The 21,144-nt window shown below is 67.9% G+C and carries 19 protein-coding genes and 1 tRNA gene; 9 read left to right on the top strand and 11 right to left on the bottom strand.

The annotated features are described in order from the left end of the window. The first annotated feature begins 131 nt into the window (after positions 1–131). From ACAD63_RS04315 to waaA, 3 genes are read left to right on the top strand one after another with little or no spacing between them, the layout of a single operon-like run. Positions 132–1,517, top strand: a complete 1,386-nt coding sequence (locus ACAD63_RS04315) for a phosphomannomutase/phosphoglucomutase (protein ID WP_434033483.1) — start codon at positions 132–134, stop codon at positions 1,515–1,517. Further along, positions 1,498–2,622 (top strand): lipopolysaccharide heptosyltransferase I, encoded by a 1,125-nt coding sequence (gene waaC, locus ACAD63_RS04320; RefSeq protein WP_434033484.1) that lies wholly within the window; start codon positions 1,498–1,500, stop codon positions 2,620–2,622. The genes ACAD63_RS04315 and waaC overlap by 20 nt, the downstream gene beginning before the upstream one ends. Next, entirely contained in the window at positions 2,622–3,911 is a 1,290-nt protein-coding gene (waaA, locus tag ACAD63_RS04325; RefSeq protein ID WP_434033485.1) for a lipid IV(A) 3-deoxy-D-manno-octulosonic acid transferase, read from the top strand. Before waaC ends, waaA begins: the two co-directional genes overlap by 1 nt. An 8-nt stretch (positions 3,912–3,919) precedes the next feature. Here the strand turns inward: waaA and ACAD63_RS04330 are convergent, their stop codons facing one another. Next, complete coding sequence (locus ACAD63_RS04330) at positions 3,920–4,963, bottom strand: glycosyltransferase family 4 protein (protein WP_434033964.1); 1,044 nt, start codon at positions 4,961–4,963, stop codon at positions 3,920–3,922. 311 nt (positions 4,964–5,274) lie between these two features. Here ACAD63_RS04330 and ACAD63_RS04335 point away from each other — a divergent pair, with 311 nt between their 5' ends. Beyond that, a complete protein-coding gene (locus tag ACAD63_RS04335) occupies positions 5,275–6,105 on the top strand; it encodes a DUF4377 domain-containing protein (protein ID WP_434033486.1) in 831 nt (276 codons plus the stop codon). A gap of 116 nt (positions 6,106–6,221) precedes the next feature. On the opposite strand, the gene ACAD63_RS04340 is transcribed toward ACAD63_RS04335, so the two are convergent. From ACAD63_RS04340 to ACAD63_RS04365, 6 genes are all read right to left on the bottom strand, one after another. Next, positions 6,222–7,727 (bottom strand): TolC family outer membrane protein, encoded by a 1,506-nt coding sequence (locus ACAD63_RS04340; RefSeq protein WP_133092448.1) that lies wholly within the window; start codon positions 7,725–7,727, stop codon positions 6,222–6,224. Between the two features lie 114 nt (positions 7,728–7,841). Next, positions 7,842–8,165 carry a rhodanese-like domain-containing protein gene (locus ACAD63_RS04345; RefSeq protein WP_063240539.1) on the bottom strand — a complete coding sequence of 108 codons (324 nt, stop codon included), beginning with the start codon at positions 8,163–8,165 and terminating at the stop codon, positions 7,842–7,844. Positions 8,166–8,178: 13 nt separating this feature from the next. Further along, positions 8,179–8,832 (bottom strand): protein-L-isoaspartate O-methyltransferase family protein, encoded by a 654-nt coding sequence (locus ACAD63_RS04350; protein WP_135705722.1) that lies wholly within the window; start codon positions 8,830–8,832, stop codon positions 8,179–8,181. 114 nt (positions 8,833–8,946) lie between these two features. Next, on the bottom strand, positions 8,947–12,192 hold the full coding sequence (locus ACAD63_RS04355; RefSeq protein WP_434033487.1) for an efflux RND transporter permease subunit: 3,246 nt from the start codon (positions 12,190–12,192) through the stop codon (positions 8,947–8,949). Between the two features lie 36 nt (positions 12,193–12,228). Further along, positions 12,229–13,350: an efflux RND transporter periplasmic adaptor subunit gene (locus tag ACAD63_RS04360; protein ID WP_434033488.1), complete on the bottom strand. Its 1,122-nt coding sequence runs from the start codon at positions 13,348–13,350 to the stop codon at positions 12,229–12,231. Then, entirely contained in the window at positions 13,347–14,198 is an 852-nt protein-coding gene (locus ACAD63_RS04365) for a TetR/AcrR family transcriptional regulator (RefSeq protein ID WP_240745895.1), read from the bottom strand. The genes ACAD63_RS04360 and ACAD63_RS04365 overlap by 4 nt, the downstream gene beginning before the upstream one ends. A 284-nt stretch (positions 14,199–14,482) precedes the next feature. Between ACAD63_RS04365 and ACAD63_RS04370 the strand changes: the two genes are divergently transcribed. From ACAD63_RS04370 to ACAD63_RS04380, 3 genes are all read left to right on the top strand, one after another. Further along, a complete protein-coding gene (locus ACAD63_RS04370) occupies positions 14,483–14,788 on the top strand; it encodes a YkgJ family cysteine cluster protein (protein ID WP_434033489.1) in 306 nt (101 codons plus the stop codon). Positions 14,789–14,839: 51 nt separating this feature from the next. Continuing rightward, positions 14,840–15,400, top strand: a complete 561-nt coding sequence (locus tag ACAD63_RS04375; protein ID WP_133092442.1) for a DUF1439 domain-containing protein — start codon at positions 14,840–14,842, stop codon at positions 15,398–15,400. Between the two features lie 89 nt (positions 15,401–15,489). Next, entirely contained in the window at positions 15,490–16,371 is an 882-nt protein-coding gene (locus ACAD63_RS04380; RefSeq protein WP_135706301.1) for an undecaprenyl-diphosphate phosphatase, read from the top strand. A gap of 82 nt (positions 16,372–16,453) precedes the next feature. On the opposite strand, the gene trmB is transcribed toward ACAD63_RS04380, so the two are convergent. Continuing rightward, entirely contained in the window at positions 16,454–17,242 is a 789-nt protein-coding gene (gene trmB, locus ACAD63_RS04385; protein ID WP_135705715.1) for a tRNA (guanosine(46)-N7)-methyltransferase TrmB, read from the bottom strand. A 75-nt stretch (positions 17,243–17,317) separates the two neighbouring features. Further along, a tRNA-Gly gene (locus ACAD63_RS04390) sits at positions 17,318–17,392 on the bottom strand. A gap of 195 nt (positions 17,393–17,587) precedes the next feature. On the opposite strand from ACAD63_RS04390, the gene ACAD63_RS04395 reads away from it, so the two are divergent. After that, positions 17,588–17,965, top strand: coding sequence for a DUF5594 family protein (locus ACAD63_RS04395; RefSeq protein WP_133092440.1), 378 nt, complete (start codon positions 17,588–17,590; stop codon positions 17,963–17,965). Between the two features lie 54 nt (positions 17,966–18,019). Here ACAD63_RS04395 and ACAD63_RS04400 read toward each other — a convergent pair whose 3' ends face one another. Both ACAD63_RS04400 and ACAD63_RS04405 read right to left on the bottom strand, forming a co-directional pair. Beyond that, positions 18,020–18,922: an aldose epimerase gene (locus ACAD63_RS04400; RefSeq protein WP_135705713.1), complete on the bottom strand. Its 903-nt coding sequence runs from the start codon at positions 18,920–18,922 to the stop codon at positions 18,020–18,022. Between the two features lie 80 nt (positions 18,923–19,002). Then, complete coding sequence (locus ACAD63_RS04405) at positions 19,003–20,217, bottom strand: polyhydroxyalkanoate depolymerase (RefSeq protein ID WP_135705711.1); 1,215 nt, start codon at positions 20,215–20,217, stop codon at positions 19,003–19,005. Between the two features lie 260 nt (positions 20,218–20,477). Between ACAD63_RS04405 and ACAD63_RS04410 the strand changes: the two genes are divergently transcribed. Continuing rightward, complete coding sequence (locus ACAD63_RS04410) at positions 20,478–21,131, top strand: glutathione S-transferase family protein (protein WP_133092437.1); 654 nt, start codon at positions 20,478–20,480, stop codon at positions 21,129–21,131. Positions 21,132–21,144 lie beyond the last annotated feature (13 nt).

A 21,144-nucleotide genomic window follows, 5' to 3' on the forward strand; every position in this document is an offset into this window, starting at 1 on the left:
CGATTATACCGCCCGCCAGCCGCGCAATCCGGCAAAATACCCCCCTTTGGTTCTTTCCAAGAGCCCTATCCGGTATCGCCGGCGCACCCTTGCGGTGTGCGGCGTGCCCGACGAGACCGACAGGAAGCCACATGCAAATCGATCCCTCTATCTTCAAAGCCTATGACATCCGCGGCATCGTGGGCAAAACGCTCACCGCCGAGGTCGCACGCCAGATCGGGCTGTCGTTCGGCTCTGCGGCTGTGGAGCTGGGTGAGAAGTCCATCGTGGTCGGCCGCGACGGGCGGCTTTCGGGGCCTGACCTGATCGGTGGCCTGGTTGAGGGGCTGCGCGCCGCCGGCCTGGACGTCATTGACCTCGGCATGGTCGCCACCCCCATGGTCTACTTCGGTACCAACATCGAGCTCAATGGCGTCCGTGCCACGTCCGGCATCATGGTCACCGGCAGCCACAACCCCCCCGACTACAACGGCTTCAAGATGGTCCTCGCCGGCCAGGCCATCTATGGCGAGCAGATCCAGGGCCTGCGCCTGCGCATCGAGGCGGGCGACTTCACCAGCGGTGCAGGCATCTACCAGAAGGTCGATGTGCGCCAGAAGTACCTCGACCGCATCATCAGCGACGTCAAGCTCGCCCGCCCGATGAAGATCGCGCTCGATGCCGGCAATGGCGTGGCCGGCGCGTTCGTCGGCGACCTGTTCCGCGGCCTGGGCTGCGAAGTGACCGAGCTGTTCTGCGACGTCGACGGCAATTTCCCCAACCACCACCCCGATCCGGCGCATATCGAGAACCTGCAGGACCTGATGAAGACCCTGCGCGAGACCGATTGCGAGCTGGGCCTGGCCTTCGACGGCGACGGCGACCGCCTGGGCGTGGTGACCAAGGACGGGCAGGTAATCTTCCCGGACCGCCAGCTGATGCTGTTTGCCGAGGAAATCCTGTCGCGCAATCCGGGTGCGCAGGTGATCTACGACGTGAAGTGCACCGGCAAGCTGGCCCCGTGGATCCGCGAGCACGGTGGCGAGCCGCTGATGTGGAAGACCGGCCATTCGCTGGTCAAGGCCAAGCTGAAGGAGACCGGCGCGCCGATCGCCGGCGAGATGAGTGGCCACGTGTTTTTCAAGGACCGCTGGTATGGCTTTGACGACGGCCTGTACACCGGCGCGCGCCTGCTGGAGATCCTGTCGCGCCACGCCGACCCGAGCGCGGTGCTGAACGCGCTGCCGAACGCCAACAATACGCCGGAGCTGCAGCTCAAGTGCGCGGAAGGCGAGCCCTTCACGCTGCTCGACAAGATCAAGGCGAACGCCACGTTCGAGGGCGCGCGCGAGGTGAACAAGATCGATGGCGTGCGCGTGGAATACGCCGATGGCTTCGGCCTGGCGCGTCCGTCGAACACCACGCCGGTGGTGGTGATGCGTTTCGAAGCGGACAATGACGCCGCGCTGGCGCGCATCCAGGCCGAGTTCAAGCGTGTGATCCTGGCCGAGAAACCGGATGCTCAACTCCCGTTCTGAGCGCACGGCGGTGCCGCCGGCATCGCCACCTTCGCCCGATGCAGTCGGCGCGGCCGGCGTGGTGCAGCCCATGCCGGCCGCAGTGCCGTTCACGCTGCCAGAGCGGCCGCGCATCCTGCTGGTCAAGGTGTCGTCGCTCGGCGACGTGGTGCACAACATGCCGCTGGTGCACGACCTGCGCGCGCGCTGGCCCGGTGCGGAGATCGACTGGGTGGTGGAAGAGGGCTATGTGGAACTGGTGCGCCTGTTGCCCGAGGTGCGGCGGGTGATTCCGTTCGCGCTGAGGCGCTGGCGCAAGCGCATCCTGCAGGGCGCGACCTGGCAGGAGATCGGTGCCGTGCGCAATGCCTTGCGCCGGGAGCGCTACGACGCCGTGATCGAAAGCCAGGGTCTGCTCAAGACCGCGGTGGTGGCGCGCGTGGCGACGCGTGCGCAGGGTGCGCCGATCATCGGGCTGGGCAATGCGACGCAGGGTTCGGGCTATGAGCCTGCGGCGCGCCTGTTGTACACGGACTCGGTGCGCGTGCCGCGCCAGACCCATTCGGTGCAGCGCTCGCGCCTTCTGGGCGCGGCGCTGACGGGGATCGCGCCAGTGGAGCCGCCACGGTTTTTCGGGCCGGCGGCGCAGTCATTGCATGTCGACGACCCGCTATGGGCGGACTTGCCGGCGCGCTATGCCGTCTGCTTCCACGCGACGGCGGGAGCGCGCAAGAAATGGGCGGTGCAGAACTGGCACGCGCTGGGCAACCGCCTGGCCGCCGAAGGCCTGACCATGCTGCTGCCGTGGGGCAACGACAAGGAGCGCCAGGCCGCCGAAGAGATTGCCGCGGGCGTGTCGCAGGCACGCGTGCTGCCGAAGTTCTCGGTGATGCAGGGCTTTGGCCTGATCAACTGTGCCGAAGTGGTGATCGGAGTCGATACGGGCCTGGTCCATATCGCGGCGGCGCTGTGCCGGCCGACGGTGGAAATCTATACCGCGACATGGCGCTGGAAGACGGAAGGGTATTGGTCCGACCGCATCGCCAACGTCGGCGACGACGGCGTGGTGCCATCGGTCGATGAAGTCTACGAGGCCGCCTGCCGCGTGCGCGGGGTCGCTGCCTGATGCTGCGCCTGATCTATAGCTTGTTGTGGGTGGCGGTGCTGCCGCTGGCGCTGTTGCGGCTGGCATGGCGCGCGCGCAAGGAGCCCGGCTACCTGCACCATGTCGGCGAGCGGCTGGGTATCTATGGCAGCCTGCCGAACCAGGGGCCGTGGCTGTGGGTCCACGCCGTGTCCGTGGGCGAGACCCGTGCCGCGCAGCCGCTGATCGAGTCCTTGCTCGGCGCCTATCCGCGCCATCGGCTGCTGCTGACGCATATGACGCCGACCGGCCGCCAGACCGGCGCGCAGCTGTTCGGCAACGAGCCGCGCATCCTGCAGTGCTACCTGCCATACGACTTGCCATGGCTGGTGCGGCGGTTCTTGCGGTATTTCCGGCCCGAGGCGGGGCTGCTGATGGAAACCGAGGTGTGGCCGAATGTGGTGCACGGCGCGCGCAAGGCGGGCGTGCCGTTGTACCTGGTCAATGCGCGCCTGTCGCCCCGCAGCTTCCGGCGCACGGCGCGCTTCGGGCGCGCGGCTTCGGCGATGTACCGCGACTTCGCGGGCGTGCTGGCGCAGACCGCCGGCGATGCTGAGCGCTTTCGCCAGCTGGGCGTGCCGGCCGTGCAAATCACGGGCAACCTCAAGTTCGACATGCAGCCGGCGCCGGCGGGCATGGCGCTGGGCGAGCGGCTGCGCAAAACCTTCAACGGCCGCCAGGTGCTGGCCGCCGCCAGTACCCGCGAAGGCGAGGAGCCGCTGTTGCTCGATGCCTTCTCGCGCTGGCAGGCGCTGGCCGGCGACGTGCCGCGCCCGGCTTTGCTGCTGATCCCGCGCCATCCGCAGCGCTTCGATGAAGTGGCGGCGATGGCGGCGCGCACGGGATTCTCGGTGGCACGCCGCAGTGCGCTGGATCTGGATGCCGAGACGGCGCCCGTGGACGCGGATATCCTGCTGGGCGATTCGATGGGCGAGATGGCGATGTACTTCGCCGCATCGGACCTCGCCTTTATCGGCGGCAGCCTGTTGCCGCTGGGCGGGCAGAACCTGATCGAGGCGTGCGCGGTCGGCACGCCGGTGCTGATCGGCCCGCACACCTTCAACTTTGCGCAGGCGACCGAAGACGCCATTGCCGCGGGCGCGTGCCTGCGCGTGGACAATGCGGATGAGCTGGTGCGCGCCGCCGGCAGCGTGCTGGCGGACCGCGCGCGGCTGGCGGATATGCGGGCGCATGCGCAGACCTTCGCCGGGCTGCATCGCGGCGCTACCGTACGCACGCTGGCGGCGCTGGCGCCAGCCCTGGAACACTAAGCGGCAGGTCAGGGCTCCGCGGGAGCCTTGACCAGTGCATCCCACTGCAGCGCGATCCGTTCGAGCGCAAAGCCGGCTGCCTTGCGACGCCCGGCGTCTGCGAGCCGGGTGGCGGTCGCCGGTTCGCCGATCACGGTCAGCAGCGCTTGCGCCAGCGCATCCGCATTGCCTGTCGCGACCACCAGCGCGTCTTGCCCGGGCGTCAGCAGTTCGCGCGGACCGGTCTCGCAATCGGTCGACACGATAGGCAGGCCAAACGCCATGGCTTCGATCAGCACCAGCCCGAAGCCTTCGTATCGCGAACTCAGGCAGAACACCGACGCGCGCCCGTACGCCTGCTCCGGATCGTGGCAAATGCCCGGCATGCTGACGCTGTCCTGCAAGCCCAGTTCAACGGTCAGCGCGGTCAGCGCCGGGCGCTCCTCGCCCTCGCCGTGAATCAGCAAATGCCATCCCGGCGCCTGCGCGGCGACTTGCTGCCAGGCATGCAGCAGCACATCGAAGCCCTTGGCCGCAACCAGACGGCCCATGGCGAGCACCGTCTTCTGCGCGCGCGGCGCAGGTTCGGGTGGCATCGGGAATGGCAGGGGGTTTGGCAGGCAGACGATATCGCTGCGTGGCCGCAGCGCTTCGCGCCAGCGCTGGCGGTCGCGCTCCGTCAGGACCACGACCTGCCGGCAGAAGCGTGCATCCAGGCGCCGCGCCAGCTTGCGCGCCGGCTTGCCGAGGTCCTCGTCGAAGTGGCAATGCTCCCAGGCGATATGGTGCAGGCCCAGACCGGCGGTGGCGGGCAGCACGAACAGCGCGAGCATGGTGTCGACCTGCACCAGCACGTCGGTCCGGTGCGCACGGCAATGGCGGTGGATGCCGGCCACGGTGGCCAGGTAAGCCCGCTTGAACGAAGGCCGCTGCGCAAACAGCGCTTCATGCCGGATACGCGGATCCAGCGCGAACTGGCTGGCCGGGTCCCACAGGCTCAGAATGGTCACGTTATGGCCGAGCGCGGCCAGCGCATTGGCGACTGTCGCCGTCATGCGCTCGGCGCCGGCCATGGCGTTCAGCGTGCCGGTCAGGAAGCAGATGTTGCGGCCGGAAGGCGAGGGATGCGTGGTGGTGGGCAAGGCGTTCTGGGCGATCCGAGGTGTTCTAAGGCACCCGGAGACACGAAAGGCCGCGACCGGCATCCGGCCGCGGCGAGACATGGGGCGCACGTTACACTAGACGGCAGCATTGTGCAGCCGGCAATGCTGAAACTTGCATGAATCCGCCACGCTCTAAGCCAGCATGAAGCGCGGACGCTGCCATGCGATCGTCAATCGCTTGCACAGCGGCGTTCCCGCCCAAGTTACAGGAGCTTACTGAGATGCAGACACCCCTTCGCGGCACCTGCCGGAGCATCGGCCTGCGCAGCGCGGCCATTGCGCTTGCCACCGCAGCCGCCACACTCGCCGCCTGCACCACCGCGCCGGCACCAGGGCTGCCCAGCGCCGGCGCCAATCTCAACCAGGCGCAGCCGTCCGGTCCCAGCCGTTGGGAACTGGTGCGCTGGCAGCTGGCCGACGGCACGCTGCGCGACATCCCGCATGGCGACAACGGCGAGCCCATCATCTTCGAGTTCAGCGATGGCATCGATGCCGCGCAGGGCACGGTCAGCGGCACCAGCGGCTGCAACCGCTTTACTGGCAGCTATGGCAAGACCGACACCGGGGTGCGCTTTGACCGCGTGGCTGGCACGCGCATGGCTTGCCCGCCACCGCGCATGGAACTGGAGTCGGCGTTGCTCAAGGCGATGCAGGCATCGTTCACCACCGTCGGCACGCAGCCGTCGGCGGCCAGCATCGGGCGGCAGATTGTCTGGAAAACCGCCAGCGGCGACCTGCTGCAGTTTGCCGAGCGCGAAGGCGTGGGCAGGCGCGGCGCGAGTGCCGCGGCGGGTGGCGTGGAGAAGATCGTTTATATCGATTCGCAGCGCGTGGAATGTTCGGGCGTCGGCAAGATGATGTGCTATCGCTGGCGCGAGTCGCCGGACGCGCCGTGGCAGCTCTGGTACGGGCCGATCGAAGGGCTGGATTTCGAGCAGGGGGTGGCGTACAAGCTGCGCGTGCGCGAATACCAGGTGCCGAACCCGCCGGCCGATGCGTCGTCGATACGGTGGCAGTTGCTGAAGGTGGAGTCGCGGACGCGGGCGCAATAGCTGCTGGTTTGCTCCCCTCTACCGCGTGCGGGAGAGGGGAGCAAACCAGCGCATCTCCGGCATCACCAAGGAAAAAAGGGCCGCAGTTGCGGCCCGTTTGCATCGTGTCAGTGGGATCAGGAGCGCGGCGTCCCGCCATCGCGCCGCACACCGCGGCGATCCGCGGTGGCAGCCTTTGCCGCCGCCTTGCCGCCAGCCTGCCCCGGCACCGGCAGCTTGTACATCGACCCCGGCACCGAAGTCAGCAGCGTATTGATCTGCACCACATCCTCTTCCTGCAGCACGCCGGTCGACGCCTTCAGCCGCAAGCCGTTCATGATGGTGTCATAGCGCGCCTTGGCCAGGTCGCGCCGCGTGGAGAACAGCTGCGCCTCGGCGTTCAGCACATCGATATTGATGCGCACGCCGACCTCATAGCCGAGCTGGTTCGATTCCACCGCGCTCTGCGCCGAACGCTCCGCAGCCTCCAGCGCCTTGACCTGCGCCAGCCCGTTGGAGACGCCGGAGTAGGTCTGCCGCGCCGTCTGCGCCGCCGTGCGGCGCGCGAATTCGAGGTCGCTCGCGGCCTTGTCCGCCAGCGCGATGGTCTCGCGCACGCGCGACTGGATCTGGCCGCCGGAGAAGATCGGCATGGTCAGCTGCACGCCGATCTGCGACGCGTTGTAGTGGGTCGAGATGACCTGCGTGGCGCTGCCGGTCTGGTTGTTGAAGCCGTACGACGCCACCAGGTCGACCGAGGGCAGGTGCCCGGCCTTGGCCTTGTTGGTCTCGCGCTGCGCGGTTTCCAGGTTGTAGCCGGCCAGGTTGACCTGCGGGTTGCTGGTTTCGGCCTGCGCTGCCCAGGCGTTCACGTCCGGCGGTTGCGGTCCGGGAATCAACGCCTCGGAGCGCAGGCCCATCAGTTCGTCGACCGGCTTGCCGGTGATCTGCTGCAAGGTGGCGCGCCGGATTTCCAGGTCGTTTTGCGAGGCGATCTCGGTCGAGGTGGCCAGGTCGAAGCGCGCCTGCGCGTCGTTGGCGTCGACGATGGTGGCGGTGCCGACCTCGAAGTTGCGCTTGGCCTGTTCCAGCTGCTCGCCGATGGCCTTTTTCTGCGCGCGCGCCAGGTACAGGTTGTCCTGCGCGGCGAGCACGTCGAAGTAGGCCTGCGCGCTGCGCGTGATCAGGTCGAGCTCGGCCTGGTGGAAGGTGACTTCACCGGCCAGCGCGGCCAGTTCGCCCTGCTTGTAGGTTTCCCAGCGGTCCCAGCGGAACAGCGGCTGGCTCAGCTGCAACTGCCAGTTGTTGTTGTTGAAGAAACGCGTGCCCGAGGCGCTGGGCGAGCCGCCGATCGGCAGCGAGGCAGTCTGGTCGAGCTTGGTGCGGTTGGCGCCGGCGGTGCCGACGACCTGCGGCAGCAGTCCGGCGCGGCCTTGCGGCAGCCGCTCGCGCGTGGCGAGCAGTTGCGAGCGGGCGCTGGCGAACTGGGCGTCATTGGATTGCGCATCGCGATAGACCTGCAGCAGGTCGGCCGCGCCTGCCGGTGCCGCGGGCAGCATGGCAAGCAGCGGGGCGAGCAGGGTAGCCGCGATCGCCAGGCGTGTCCGGATCGCTCCGGGCAGGGCGTTGGGCGCAAACTTCATGACAGCTCCAGTTTGCCGGGCGCGGGGCCGCGGCCTGTGGTTGTTTCTTCTTCGGAATGCTGCTTGCGGCGCGAACGAAAGCGGCCGGCCCGCGCGGCCAGGCCGTGCCTCGCTTCAGTACTTCGGCATCGCCGGATCCACTTCGCTGGCCCAGGCGTCGACGCCGCCGGTCAGGTTGTAGACCCTGGCGTAGCCCTGGCGCTCCAGGAACGCCGCCACCTGCATGCTGCGCATGCCGTGGTGGCAGATGCAGACGATGTCTGCGTCCTCGTCCAGTTCGGCGGCGCGCGCCGGGATGTCGCGCATGGGGATATGGGTGATGCCGGGCATGGCGCAGGTCTGCACTTCCCAGCCTTCACGCACGTCCAGCAGGACCGGCCTGGCGCGGCTGGCATCGGCCAGCCACTGGGCCAGTTCGGTCGGCTTGATTACCTGCATGATGAAACCGTCCTCAGAACTGGAACTGCGACGGACGGGCCGCGCCCTGCAGGGGCTTGACCGCGGTCTCGAACAGGTTGACGACCTGGTACTCGGTTTCGGACACGCGCGTGATCAGGCGCGCTTCCATCACCGGCAGTTCGCCCACGATGGCGGCGATGCGGCCGCCCACCTTGACCTGCGACAGGATCGACTGCGGCAGAGCCGGCAGCGAGCCGGAGATGCAGATCACATCGTACGGCGCCGCGGCGGCCCAGCCGTCGGCGGCATTGCCTTCGGCGACATCGACGTTGGTGATGCCGGCGTTGGCCAGGTTGGTGCGGGCCAGCTCGACCAGCTCGGGCACGATGTCCACGGTCAGCACATGGCGCGCGCGGTTGGCCAGCAGGGCGGCCATGTAGCCGGAGCCGGCGCCGATTTCCAGCACGTTTTCATGCTTGCGCACGGCCAGGTCCTGCAGGATGCGGGCTTCGACCCGCGGCGGCAGCATATTCTGCCCGGCGGGCAGCGGGATCTCCATGTCGACGAACGCCAGCGAGGCGTACGCGGCCGGGACGAACTGCTCCCGCTTGACCACCGCCAGCAGGTCCAGGATTTCCTGGTCCAGCACGTCCCACGGGCGGATTTGCTGTTCGATCATGTTGAATCGGGCTTTTTCGAGATCCATCTTGCCATTCCTTACCAAGGCCAACCGCTGTCGTTCTGTGCGCCGGCCGCGCGGTGCCCACGGCCGGACAGTCTTGTCTAACCCGCTATTTTAACCTTGCGGGCGCCGTCGGGTTCATTCCGCGCTGGCCTCCGTGGGCCCCGGCAATTCCTGCGTGGCCGGACGGGCGGGCGCGGCCGCGGCGTGGCTTGGTGACGGCGCGGCTGCCTTGCCTTGCCACAGCCGGCGCAACCACGCCCCGAAATCATCAAGATACGTATAGATCACAGGCACCACCACCAGCGTCAGGATCGACGAGGTAATGATCCCGCCGATCACCGTCTGGCCCATCGGCGCGCGCTGCTCGGCGCCTTCGCCCAGGCTGAAGGCCAGCGGCACCATGCCGAAGATCATCGCCAGCGTGGTCATCAGGATCGGGCGCAGGCGCACGCGCGCCGCTTCCACCAGCGCGGCCTCGCGCGACAACGGCTGGCGGCCCTCGCTGCCGTCAGTTCCATCGACGTGACCCTGCCGCGCCTGGTTGGCAAAGTCCACCAGCAAGATCGCATTCTTGGTCACCAGCCCCATCAGCATGATGAAGCCGATGATCGAGAACATATTCAGCGTCGAGCGGAACAGCAGCAGTGCCGCGAACACGCCGACCAGCGTGAGCGGCAGCGAGGTCATGATCGCGATCGGCTGGAAGAAGCTGGCGAACTGCGACGCCAGGATCATGTAGATGAAGATCACCGCCAGCGCCAGCGCCGACACGGCGTAGCCGAAGGACTCGTTCATCGACTTGGTCGAGCCGCCGAAACGGTACTTGTAGCCCGCCGGCCAGTTCATGCCGTCCAGCGTGGCCTTGACGTCGCGCGCCACCTCGCCGGCCGAGCGGCCGGCGACGTTGGCGGTCAGCTCGACCTCGCGGTTCAGGTCGCGCCGGCTGATTTGGTTGGCGCCGGTGGTCGGCACCAGCTCGGCGATCTGGCGCAGCGGCACCATCTTCGGCGAGCCGTCGGCGTTGGCCTGGCTGCTGGCGATCATCAGCGCGCTCAGGTCGGCCATGCCGGTGCGGGCGTCCCGGGGCAGGCGCACGCGCACGTCGTAGTTCTCGTCATCGGGCGCGCGCCACGAGCTGATGGCATCGCCCGCCAGCAGCGGGCGCAGGGCGTTGCCGATCTGCGCCACGCCCACGCCCAGGTCCGAGGCCAGTTCGCGGCGGATGCGGATCTCGATGGTGGGACGGTCGTCCTTCATGCTCGAATCCAGGTCGGCCAGGCTGGGGATCGCCCGCATGCGCTTGCCGGCTTCCTGCGACAGCCGGCGCAGTTCGTTGAGGTCGTCGCCCTGGATCGACACCTGGATCGCCTTCTGGCCGCCCGCGCCGTCGGGCATGCCGACCATGGTCAGCGTGATGCCCGCGATGCCGGCCAGCCGCTCGCGGATCAGCGGGTTGAGCTGCGCGGTCGAGAGCTTGCGTGCGCGCCGCTCGGTCAGGCGCACCGAGACCAGCGCGTTGTTGCGGCCCGAGGCGTTGCCCGAGTTGATGGTGGCGTAGGTGTAGGCGACTTCCGGGAAGGATTTCAGCGCGGTTTCCACCTGCCGCACCTTGGCCTCGGTGATTTCGATTGACGTGCCCACCGGCGTGGTGAACCCGACCTGCGTCTCGCCCAGGTCCGCGTTGGGCACGAATTCCGTGCCGATCAGCGGCACCAGCGCAAAGCTGCCGAAGAACGTCACCGCCGCGATGATCGCGGTCGCCAGCCGGTGCTTGAGCGCCCAGCCCAGCATCGCGGCATAGCCGTCGCCGAGGCGGTCCATGCGCGCCGAGAACCAGTCGAGCATCCGGCCGATGGTGCGTCCGTACCAGCTCTTCTTGTTGCCGGTGCCGTGCAGGTCGGGATCGTGCCAGACCGACGACAGCATCGGGTCCAGCGTGAACGAGACGAACATCGAGATCAGCACGGCAGCCACCACCGTAATGCCGAACTGGTGGAAGAAGCGCCCGATGATCCCGCCCATGAAGCCCACCGGCAGGAACACCGCCACGATCGAGAAGGTGGTGGCCAGCACCGCCAGCCCGATCTCGTTGGTGCCGTCCAGCGCCGCGCTGCGGTGGTCCTTGCCCATCAGGTTGTGGCGCACGATGTTCTCGCGCACCACGATGGCATCGTCGATCAGCAGGCCCACGCACAGCGACAGCGCCATCAGCGTGATCACATTGAGCGTGAAGCCGCACATGTACATCACGCCGAAAGTGCCGATCAGCGCGATCGGCAGCGTCAGGCCGGTGATGACCGTGCTGCGCCAAGAGCCGAGGAACAGGAACACGATCGCCACCGTCAGGAACGCGCCTTCCAGCAGCGTGGAGCGCACCTCCTTCACGCTGCTGCGGATGCCGCGCGCGGTGTCGTTGACCACGTTGAGCTGCACGTCGGCAGGCACCAGCTTGCGCACCTCATCGGTCATGCGCACCAGGCCGTCGACGGTATCGACGGTGTTCTGGCCCTGCGCCTTCACCACCGACAGGAAGAGGGCGCGCTTGCCATCGAGCAGCGCCAGGCTTTCCTGTTCTTCCTGCCCGTCGCGCACGTCGGCGATCTCGCCCAGCGTGACCGGCTGGCCGGCGCGGCGCGCCACGATGATCTTGCGGAAGGCGTCGGGCGTGGGCACGCGGCCCTTGATCTGCACCACGGTCTCGGTGGACGAGGACCGCAACTCGCCCGCGGGCAGCTCCTGGTTCTCGTTGCGGATCGCGTTCATTACCTGGTCGACGCCGATACCCAGCGCTTCCAGCTGCGCGGGACGGATGCGGATCTCGACCTCGCGCTTGGTGCCGCCGACGAGATTGATCGCACCCACGCCGCGCACCGTTTCCAGCCGCTTGCGCACGATCTGGTCTGCGATGGTGGTCAGCTCGCGCTGGCTGCGGTTGGCGCCCGGGGCATTGGACACCGACAGGTAGAAGATCGGCGCGTCGGACGGGTCGTAGCGCAGCACGCGCGGGTCCTTGACCTCGTCGCGGAACTGCGGCCGGATCAGCGCGATCTTGTCGCGCACGTCCTGCGCGGCCTGGCCGACATCGACGCTGAGGTCGAACTTGATGACGACGACCGAGGTGCCCTGGTACGAGTGCGAGAAGATCTCGTCGATGCCGGAGATGGTGTTGACGATCTCCTCGACCTTGCGGGTGACGTCGGATTCCACCGATTCCGGCGCGGCGCCCGGGTATTCGGTCTGTACCACCACCACCGGGAAGGTGATATCGGGGAACTGGTCGACCGGCAGGCGCTGGTAGGAGAACAGCCCGACCACGATGAAGGCCATCATCATCATGGTGGCCAGCACCGGGTTGCGGATGGACAGGCGAGTGAACCACATGGGGCGCGTTCCGGTTCGTGGCTAAGCGTCAGGCCTTCACGCTTTCACGTCATTCACGCGCCGCACCTGGCTGCCGCTGCGCAGCGTGCCGAGGTTGGTGCGCACGATCTCGGTGCCGGCGTCGAGACCGGAGACGATCTCCACCATCCCGCTGCCTTCGTCGCGCACGCCCAGCTGCACCGGGCGCTCGGCCAGCACGTCCTTGTCGATGGCATAGACGAAGGCACGCTCGCCTTCCATGCGCAGGGCCGAGGCCGGCACCGCCACCACGCCGGACCGCTGCCCCAGCACCAGCGCGCCGCGCGCGAACATGCCGGCGCGCAGCTTCGCGTTGGCATTCTCCACGCGCACGTAGACCATGATGCTGCGGGTGCCCTGCATGACGGCCGGGTTGATCCGCACTAGCTTGCCGGTAAAGCGCCCGGCGCCTTCCACGTCGAGTTCGACCGCCTGGCCGGCGCTGGCGCGCGCCACGTCGGCCATCGGCACCGGCGCCTCCAGTTCCAGCACGCGCAGGTCGACCACATCGACCAGGCGCGTATCCGGCGACACCTTCTCGCCCGGCTGCACCGCGCGCGCGGCGACCATGCCGTCGAGCGGGGCCTTGACCACGGTGTCGGCCAGCGCCTTCTGCGCCACCGCCAGGGCGCCCTGGGCGGCATCGAGATTAGCGCGGGCCACGTCGAGGTCGGACTGGAACTTGTCGAACGCGGTCTTCGAGATAAAGCCCTTGCCGACCAGTTCGCGGTTGCGCTCCCAGGTCTGGCGCGAGTTCTGGAACTGCCCTTGCATGGCCAGCATCTGCCCGCGCGCCTGCGCCACCCTGGCCTCGTACTCGGTCGGGTCGATGCGCGCGATCACCTGTCCGGCGCGCACCGGCTCGCCTTCGCGCACCAGCACCTGCTGCACCTCGCCCGAGACCTTGGCCTTGACCGATGCCTGGTTCAGCGCGCGCAGGCTGCCCGACAGCGGCAGCGACACCTGCAGGTTCTGGCGGCCCACGTTGAAGAGGTCGGCCTGCAGGAACTCCACCACGTTCGCGGCGGCTTGTACTGGCGCTTGCGGCTGGCGCGCGCTGCCGGCCTTGCGCACGGCGGCCACGGCGCTCAGCACCACGATGACGCAGGCTACAGCGATGAGCAGGGTCTTTCGTTTCATGTCGGCTTTCGCGGGCGCGTGCCCGGGTCGTTGGCGGCATCGCCGTCCGCACTGCCGTCAGCACCGTCAGCACCGCCGTCCGTATCCCCGCCGCTTTGCGCCAGCATCTCGTCGCGGATGCGCTCCCACACGTAGGGGCCTTGCTGCGGCGGCAGCGGGCGCTCGCGCGCCTCGCCGGTGGTCAAGCCGAACAGCAGCGTGTCGAGCAGATGGTCGAGGAAGACCTCGGGGTCGATGTCCTTTTCAGAGGTGGCGCGCAGCGCGCGCTGCCACAGCATCAGGAACACCAGCGGGGCGCAGATCAGCGTGGTGGTGGGGTTGGCCGGCACCGGGCGGAACTCGCCGCGCGCCACGCCGCGCGCCAGCACCCTGGCGAACAGCTCGTCGCCCGGCATCATCACCTCTTTGTTATAGAAGCGGGCGATGTCGGGGAAGTTGGCCGACTCGGCCATGATCAGCTTCGTGATCCCGGCCACCCGCGTGGCGCCGATCAGGCCCCACCAGCCGCGCAGCAGCTCGCGCAGCAGTTCCGGGGTGCTGCCCTCGTAGCGGTCGACCAGCTCGGTGCCGCGCGACAGGGCCGGGACCAGGTTCTCACGCACCACGGACTTGAACAGTTCTTCCTTGTTGGCGAAGTACAGGTAGACCGTGCCCTTGGACACCCCGGCGGCCGCCGCCACGTCTTCCAGGCGCGTGGCCGCGTAGCCGCGCTCCACGAACAGGTCGAGCGCCGCCGCGACCAGCTCCTGCGGGCGCGCGGCCTTGCGCCGGCTCCAGCGCGGCGCATCGGCATCCTTGTGCGGTTCGACGGGTGTTTTCACGGGTGTCTTGCGAGGACTGCGGGGCACGGTGGGGCGGGGTGGGATGTTAATAACTTGTGGGTCAGTAATGTAGAGTAGCGCCATGTGAGGGTCAAGCGCGGCCGGGGCGGGCTAGGGTACGCACCGAGGCGAATCCGAGACATGTGATGCCGGGGGCGCGCATGGCGGCCCTTACGGGGCCAGCCGGTTCGATCGCGCACATGGCGTTTTCCTTTTCTTACAGGAGGATGGCGGCGCTTCGGGCACAATGGCGCCTTGATGTCAGCCGCCTGGCTTGCCATGCCCTGCCGCGGCCTCCCTGAACCATTGCGATGAGTTGCCGGTCACACCTTTCCTGCCGCGCTGGCTGCGGCGCCTGTTGCATTGCCCCGTCGATTGCCTCGGCCCTGCCGGGCATGCCCGAGGGCAAGCCAGCGGGCGTGCCGTGCGCGCAGTTGCTGCCCGACATGCGCTGCGCGGTGTTCGGCCGCCCTGACCGGCCGGCGTTCTGCGCCGGCCTGAAGCCCGCGGCGGAAATGTGCGGCGACTCGCGCGAAGCCGCGCTGCGCTGGCTGACCCGACTCGAAATCCTGACCGCGCCACAGGCCACGCCTGCACGGCCCGGCTCGCGCAGGTGACGCCTGCCATAGTGCCGGCACGCCCGCCCAACTCCTGAACTCGGAGGCAACATGATCCGGACTTCCCGACGGCGCTGGCTGGCCGTCGCTGGCGCCACCGCGCTGGCCGCCGGCCTCGCCGCCTGCGGCGCGTTCCGCAACGAGTACACGTTCTCGCAAAGCCAGCTGCAGGCCGCGCTGGAGCGCAAGTTCCCGTTTAACAAGCGCTATATGGAGCTGTTCGACATCCAGCTCACCAATCCGCAACTGACGCTGGACCCGGTGCGCAACCGCGTCAACGTGCAATTCGACGCCGTCATCGACAACAAGCTGTTCTTCCGCCAGGCGCTGACGGGGCGCTTCGCGCTGGACAGCGGGCTGCGCTATGACGCGCCGACGCGCTCGGTGGTACTGCAGGACCCTGAAGTGCGGCGTTTCGACGTGCAGGGCATGCCGGCGCAGTTCTCGCGCCAGCTCAATGCGCTGGGTGGCATCCTGGCCGAGCAGCTGCTGCAGGACTATCCGCTCTATACGTTCCGGGAAGACCAGCTGCGCGTTGCCGGCACGCAGGTCGAGCCCGGTACAATCACCGTTTTGCCTGACGGCATCAACGTCAAGGTCAACCGCCCCTGATCGCCCTCGGGTAGCCGGGCGCTCGAACAACAAACCAGGCGGTCCGGCGCATGCCGGGCAACGCCGATGACAACGTTTCTCCGTTCCGCATGGAAATCGCACTTGCCCTGAAAGCCGTGATCCTCGGCATTGTCGAAGGACTGACCGAGTTCCTTCCCATCTCGAGTACCGGCCACCTGATCCTGGCGGGCCAATTGCTCGACTTCAACGACGAAAAGGGCAAGATCTTCGAGATCGTGATCCAGTTCGGCGCCATCCTGGCAGTCTGCTGGGAATTCCGTGCCCGCATCGGCAGCGTGGTGCGCGGGCTGGGCTCGGAGCCGAAGGCGCAGCGCTTTGCCATCAACGTGGTGATCGCGACCGCGCCGGCGATCATCCTGGCCTTTATCTTCGGCAAATGGATCAAGGCCCACCTGTTCAACCCGATCTCGGTGGCGCTGGCCTTTATCGTCGGCGGCGTGGTGATCCTGCTGGCCGAATGGCGCGACGCGCGCCGCGGCACGGTCTCGCATCCGCAGGGCAATGCGCTGCTGGAGGCGGCCAAGGCGGGCGCGCCGCGCATCGAATCGGTCGACGACCTGAACTGGGGCGATGCCCTCAAGGTGGGCCTGGCGCAGTGCTTCGCGCTGGTGCCGGGCACCTCGCGCTCGGGTGCCACCATCATCGGTGGCATGCTGTTCGGGCTGTCGCGGCAGGTGGCGACGGAGTTTTCGTTCTTCCTCGCGATCCCGGTGATCTTTGGCGCGACGGTCTATGAGCTGTACAAGGCGCGTGCGCTGCTGGACGCGGACGACCTCGGCGTCTTCGCGGTCGGCTTTGTCTTCGCCTTCCTGTCTGCGTTCCTGTGCGTGCGCTGGCTGCTGCGTTTTGTCGCCACGCACGATTTCAAGCCGTTTGCGTGGTATCGCATTGCGTTCGGCATCGTGGTGCTGTTCACCGCCTACTCCGGCCTGGTGTCCTGGCACGCGTAAGCGGGGCGAACATCCGGACAACAAAAAAGCGTGGCACTTGCCACGCTTTTTGTTTGTGCCTTGCGGCTGCGCTCAGGCCCGCTTAGGCCCGCTTGCGGAACACCACGTCCCACACCCCGTGCCCGAGCCGCACGCCGCGGCGCTCGAACTTGGTCACCGGACGGTAGTCCGGCCGCTCGGAAAAGCCATCCGCCGCGCTGGAGGTGTTCTCCAGCAGCGGTTCACCCGCCAGCACCTCGACCATCTGGTGCGCGTACTCTTCCCAGTCGGTCGCGCAGTGGATATAGCCACCGGGCTTCAGCCGCGCCGCCAGCAGCTTCACCAGCGGCGGCTGCACCAGCCGGCGCTTGTTATGGCGCTTCTTGTGCCACGGGTCCGGGAAATAGATATGCACGCCGTCCAGGCTGTCGTCGGTCAGCATATGGGCGATGACCTCGACCGCGTCGTGCTGCAGGATGCGGATGTTCTCCAGCTCGCGCTCGTCGATCAGCTTGAGCAGGGCGCCCACGCCGGGCTCATGCACCTCGCAGCCCAGGAAATTGTCCTGCGGGCGCAACCCGGCGATATGCGCGGTGGTCTCGCCCATGCCGAAGCCGATCTCCAGGATCGACGGCGCCTTGCGGCCGAACGTGGCTTCCCAGTCCAGCGGCTGCGGCGCGTACGGCACCAGCATGCGCGGGCCGACCTCGTCGATGGCGCGCTGCTGACCGGTCGACGTCCGCCCGGCACGGCGCACGAACGAGCGGATGCGGCGCGGATGCGCAACGCCTTCGGGGTCGGCAGGGGAAGGGGCGGACGGCTGCTGGGCGTTGTCCACCGGCGTGGCGTCATCGGCCGGCGTCGGTCCGGTGCTGGGATCTTGGGGAAGCATGGCAACAAAAAAGCCGCCGGGCAGATCACCGTAACAGTGTTAACGGTGGCAATGGCGGCTTGTCTCGACTTGAGGTGGAGCGGGCGATGGGAATCGAACCCACGTCTTTAGCTTGGGAAGCTAAGGTAATGGCCATTATACGACGCCCGCGGAGCCGTGATTCTATTCGGGATCGGCAAGGGAGCGCAAGTCGGCGGCATGCCGGGCTGGAATCAAGGTGTCTTTTGTGCCACTCCCGCTTTGGGCGGTGCGTGGCGCCCGCGGCGGCGTATAGTGGCTGGCACGCTGGCCTGCCGCCATACGGCCTTCGATGACTACCACTCGCAACGTCAGGACGCCCCCACCTTGACCACGGACTTTTACGGCCGCTTTGAAGCGGAATGCCTGCCCCGCATCGTCGATGCCATCGGCAAGCAGCACCGGCGCGTGCAGCTGCATGCCTTGCCCGCCGAGGCCCCGAACCGCCCGCCGCGTCTGCGCATGACGGGCGACGGGCCGGCTGAATTGCGGCGCCATGCGCATCCGCTCGACGTCACGCTGGCGTGGGATGGGCTGGAGGTGCAGCGGCTGTTTGGCGCCGGAGGCGAGGCGCGCTTTGCCGGTTATCTGGCGGCGCTGCCGGGCAAGCTGCGCGCGTGGCAGGAGCCGCGCGGCATCGATTTTGGCTCGCTGTCGCAGACGGATCCGGCCATCCTGATCGGCGGGCTGGATTTCGAGCGCTGAGCTGCCGCCCGGGCGTTACGGCGTTACGGCGTTACGGCGTTACGGCGTTACGGCTCAGCCAGTCACGCGCAGCCGGCACACGGCGCTTTCCGACTGGCCCGGTGCCAGCCAGCGCAGTCCCTGTCCGTGGTGGATCGCGTCGGGCAGTCCCACCCACGGTTCCACGCAATAGAAATCAGACTGTTCGCTTTCGGACCACGTCGTAACGGCGTGCCAGCGCACGCTGCCAGCAACCTCGAGTTCGAAGGCGATGGTGCGCGCCGGCATCGACAGCATGGCGCCGGCAGCGCCGCGGAAGACGTGGTAGGTGTCCTGCAGGCGCGGGTCGTCGAGCCGGTAGGCCGGCTCGCCCGCGTCGGCCGGGCCCGGCGCGCCGTCGGGCAACTGGCGCACGCGATCGGCGGGCGGCAAGGCCACCTTCGACGCGGCACGCTGCGCATGCGGCAGCGCAAAGTAGAAGTGGTGGCCGGGATAGCAGGGCAGCGGCTGGTCCCCGGTGTTGGTGGTGCGCAGCGTCACCTCCAGCCCGTCGGGCAGCAGCGCGTACACCGCGTCGAACACGAAGGCATAGGGGTAGCCTTGCCGCGTCTGCGCGCTGTCGCGCAGCGTCATGGTGATCGACCCGGCTGCATCGGTGGCGCCGGCTTCGAATGGCAGGTCGCGCGCAAAGCCATGCTGCGCCAGCGCGTGCACGGTGCCTTGCCGGTCGCGCCACTGCCCGGCGACGCCGTCCACGAAGTGCCGGCCGATAAACGGGAACAGCAGCGGATTGCCCCCGCGCACCTTGGCCGGGCGGCTCCAGTCGGCGTTGTCGGGCCAGTAGAGAATGTCCTCGCCGCGGTGCACCCAGCGCACCAGGCGCCCGCCGTATTGCGGGGCGAGCAGCAGGAAGTTGTCGGCATCGCCGACCCGGACCAGCGTCTGGCCCTGGAAGTCTTGTGTCTGGAGCAATGGCATGGTGTTCCTGGGCGCCGTGGCGGCGCGAGCAGCCGCCATGATAAGCCAGCGCGATGCCAGGCCGTGAGCAGGGGCAAGGCTCAGCCACTCGTGTAGATGGTATTGCGCACCAGCGGGTACACCTGCGTTTCCCAGCGCTTGCCGTTGAACACGCCATAGTGGCCGACCCCGGTTTGCACGTGATGCATCCGCATGTAAGGCCGCAGGCTCGGGCAGAGGTCCTGCGCCGCCATGGTCTGGCCGATGGCGCAGATGTCGTCGCGCTCGCCCTCGACCGTGAGCAGCGCGGTGCGGCGGATGGCGCGCGTGCACACGCGGCGTCCGGCGACGTCGAGCAGCCCCTGCGCCAGCAGGAAGCGCTGGAATACCAGGCTGACGGTCTCCAGGTAGAACTCCGCCGTCAGGTCCATGGTGGCGAAGTATTCGACATAGAAGTCGCGGATGGCGTCGGCCTTGTCGTGCTCGCCGCGCTCGCGATAGGCGTAGAGGTCGCGCAACGCCTGCTCATGACGCTCCAGGTTCATGCTCATGAACGCCAGCAGCTGCACATGGCCAGGGTAGACGCGCCGCATGCCGCCGGCGAAGCGCAGCGGCACCATGCCGATCAGCGTGCGCTCGAACCAGTCGAGCGGCTGGCTGATGGCCAGTTCGTTGACCTTGGTCGGGTTGACGCGCGCGTCGATCGGGCCGGCCATCAGCGTCAGGCTGGGCGGCTGGGCGGGATCGCCGTCCTCGGCCATGATGGCCGCCGCCGCCAGTGCGGCCACGGTAGGCTGGCACACCGCCACGACGTGCGTGCCGCCGCCGAGCGCCTGCAGGAAGTGGATCAGGTGCTGCACGAATTCATCGAAGCCGAAGCGCCCGGCCACCAGCGGGATATCGCGCGGATTGTGCCAGTCGGTGATATAGACGTCGTGGTCGGCCAGCATGGTCTGCGCGGTGCCGCGCAACAAGGTGGCAAAGTGGCCGGACATCGGCGCCACCAGCAGCACGCGCGGCTGGCCGCCGATGCCCTGGCGGCGGAAGTGCAGCAGGGAGCAGAACGGCGTGCGCAGCACCACTTCCTCGGTGACCGGCACCGGCCGGCCGGCGACCATCGCGCTGTCGATGCCGAAGGCCGGGCGATGGTGGGTCAGGCGCCCGAGCGCGATGATCTCGCAGGCGGCGCGCAGCGTGCGTACGGTATCGAAGCCGCTCGTCCTGGGTTGGGCGGCCAGCGTTGCCGCGGCCAGTTCCGCCAGCGTGCATGCCGGCAGTATGATGTCCGCGTAGGTCTGGTACGCGTAATACAGCATGACTGGGCCCCCGTGGTTCTGGTGTCCCCAACCCGCAATATATATGCCATTTGCGCGCGCTTGGCATGCGCTTTGCGCGGTGCCACGCGCAAGGCAGCGATGCCTGCGCAAAGTTGTGCAAGCTGCGCCCGCCGCAGCGGCCAAGCATCGTTTCATGATGGTTGCCGGGGGCGCAGGCATCAGACTGGTGCCCAATGGTACGAACGGTACGAACGGTGCCGCACCAGTGCACCGTCCCAGTGCGCCGCTAAGGAGGCGTGATGAGCAAGACCACACTCACTATCAGCAGCAAGACCTATTCGTCGTGGTCGCTGCGCGGCTGGCTGCTGGCCCGCTTTGCCGGCCTGGAGTTCGAGGAAGTGCTGGTCCCGCCGGACGATGCCGCCGCCCGCGCCGAAATCCTGCTGCTGTCGCCGTCGATCCTGGTGCCCTGCCTGCGCCACCAGGGTGTGACGGTCTGGGACACGCTCGCCATCGCCGAATACCTGAACGAGATCCGTCCCAAGGCCGGCCTGCTGCCCGAGGACCGCGCCGCGCGCGCGCACTGCCGCGCCATCTGCGGCGAGATGCACTCCGGGTTTGCGGCGATGCGCTCGGCGCTGCCGATGAACCTGAAGGGGAATTTCCCGGGGATGAAGGTGTGGTCACGCGCGCAGGCGGACATCGACCGCATCACGGCCATCTGGACCGAGTGCCTGACGCGCTATGGCGGGCCTTACCTGTTTGGCTCGCGCACCATGGCCGATGCCATGTACGCGCCGGTGGTGACGCGCTTTGTGACCTACGGCGTGATGCTCGACCCGGAGCCGGTTTCCTACTGCAAGCAGATCCTGGCGATGCCGGAGCTGCAGGAGTGGATTGCGGCGGCGCGCGCGGAACCCGACGAGATCAGCGAGCTGGACGTCGAGTTCTAGCCGCCGCCGCTGC

This window comes from Cupriavidus sp. a3 (assembly GCF_051015765.1).
Taxonomy (GTDB): Bacteria; Pseudomonadota; Gammaproteobacteria; order Burkholderiales; family Burkholderiaceae; genus Cupriavidus; species Cupriavidus oxalaticus_A.

Excerpts from the sequence above, each read along its gene's own strand:
- ACAD63_RS04315 (WP_434033483.1), top strand. The coding sequence starts at position 132 with ATGCAAATCGATCCCTCTATCTTCAAAGCCTATGACATCCGCGGCATC.
- waaC (WP_434033484.1), top strand. The coding sequence starts at position 1,498 with ATGCTCAACTCCCGTTCTGAGCGCACGGCGGTGCCGCCGGCATCGCCA.
- waaA (WP_434033485.1), top strand. The coding sequence starts at position 2,622 with ATGCTGCGCCTGATCTATAGCTTGTTGTGGGTGGCGGTGCTGCCGCTG.
- ACAD63_RS04330 (WP_434033964.1), bottom strand. The coding sequence starts at position 4,963 with ATGGCCGGCGCCGAGCGCATGACGGCGACAGTCGCCAATGCGCTGGCC.
- ACAD63_RS04335 (WP_434033486.1), top strand. The coding sequence starts at position 5,275 with ATGCAGACACCCCTTCGCGGCACCTGCCGGAGCATCGGCCTGCGCAGC.
- ACAD63_RS04340 (WP_133092448.1), bottom strand. The coding sequence starts at position 7,727 with ATGAAGTTTGCGCCCAACGCCCTGCCCGGAGCGATCCGGACACGCCTG.
- ACAD63_RS04345 (WP_063240539.1), bottom strand. The coding sequence starts at position 8,165 with ATGCAGGTAATCAAGCCGACCGAACTGGCCCAGTGGCTGGCCGATGCC.
- ACAD63_RS04350 (WP_135705722.1), bottom strand. The coding sequence starts at position 8,832 with ATGGATCTCGAAAAAGCCCGATTCAACATGATCGAACAGCAAATCCGC.
- ACAD63_RS04355 (WP_434033487.1), bottom strand. The coding sequence starts at position 12,192 with ATGTGGTTCACTCGCCTGTCCATCCGCAACCCGGTGCTGGCCACCATG.
- ACAD63_RS04360 (WP_434033488.1), bottom strand. The coding sequence starts at position 13,350 with ATGAAACGAAAGACCCTGCTCATCGCTGTAGCCTGCGTCATCGTGGTG.
- ACAD63_RS04370 (WP_434033489.1), top strand. The coding sequence starts at position 14,483 with ATGAGTTGCCGGTCACACCTTTCCTGCCGCGCTGGCTGCGGCGCCTGT.
- ACAD63_RS04375 (WP_133092442.1), top strand. The coding sequence starts at position 14,840 with ATGATCCGGACTTCCCGACGGCGCTGGCTGGCCGTCGCTGGCGCCACC.
- ACAD63_RS04380 (WP_135706301.1), top strand. The coding sequence starts at position 15,490 with ATGGAAATCGCACTTGCCCTGAAAGCCGTGATCCTCGGCATTGTCGAA.
- trmB (WP_135705715.1), bottom strand. The coding sequence starts at position 17,242 with ATGCTTCCCCAAGATCCCAGCACCGGACCGACGCCGGCCGATGACGCC.
- ACAD63_RS04400 (WP_135705713.1), bottom strand. The coding sequence starts at position 18,922 with ATGCCATTGCTCCAGACACAAGACTTCCAGGGCCAGACGCTGGTCCGG.
- ACAD63_RS04405 (WP_135705711.1), bottom strand. The coding sequence starts at position 20,217 with ATGCTGTATTACGCGTACCAGACCTACGCGGACATCATACTGCCGGCA.
- ACAD63_RS04410 (WP_133092437.1), top strand. The coding sequence starts at position 20,478 with ATGAGCAAGACCACACTCACTATCAGCAGCAAGACCTATTCGTCGTGG.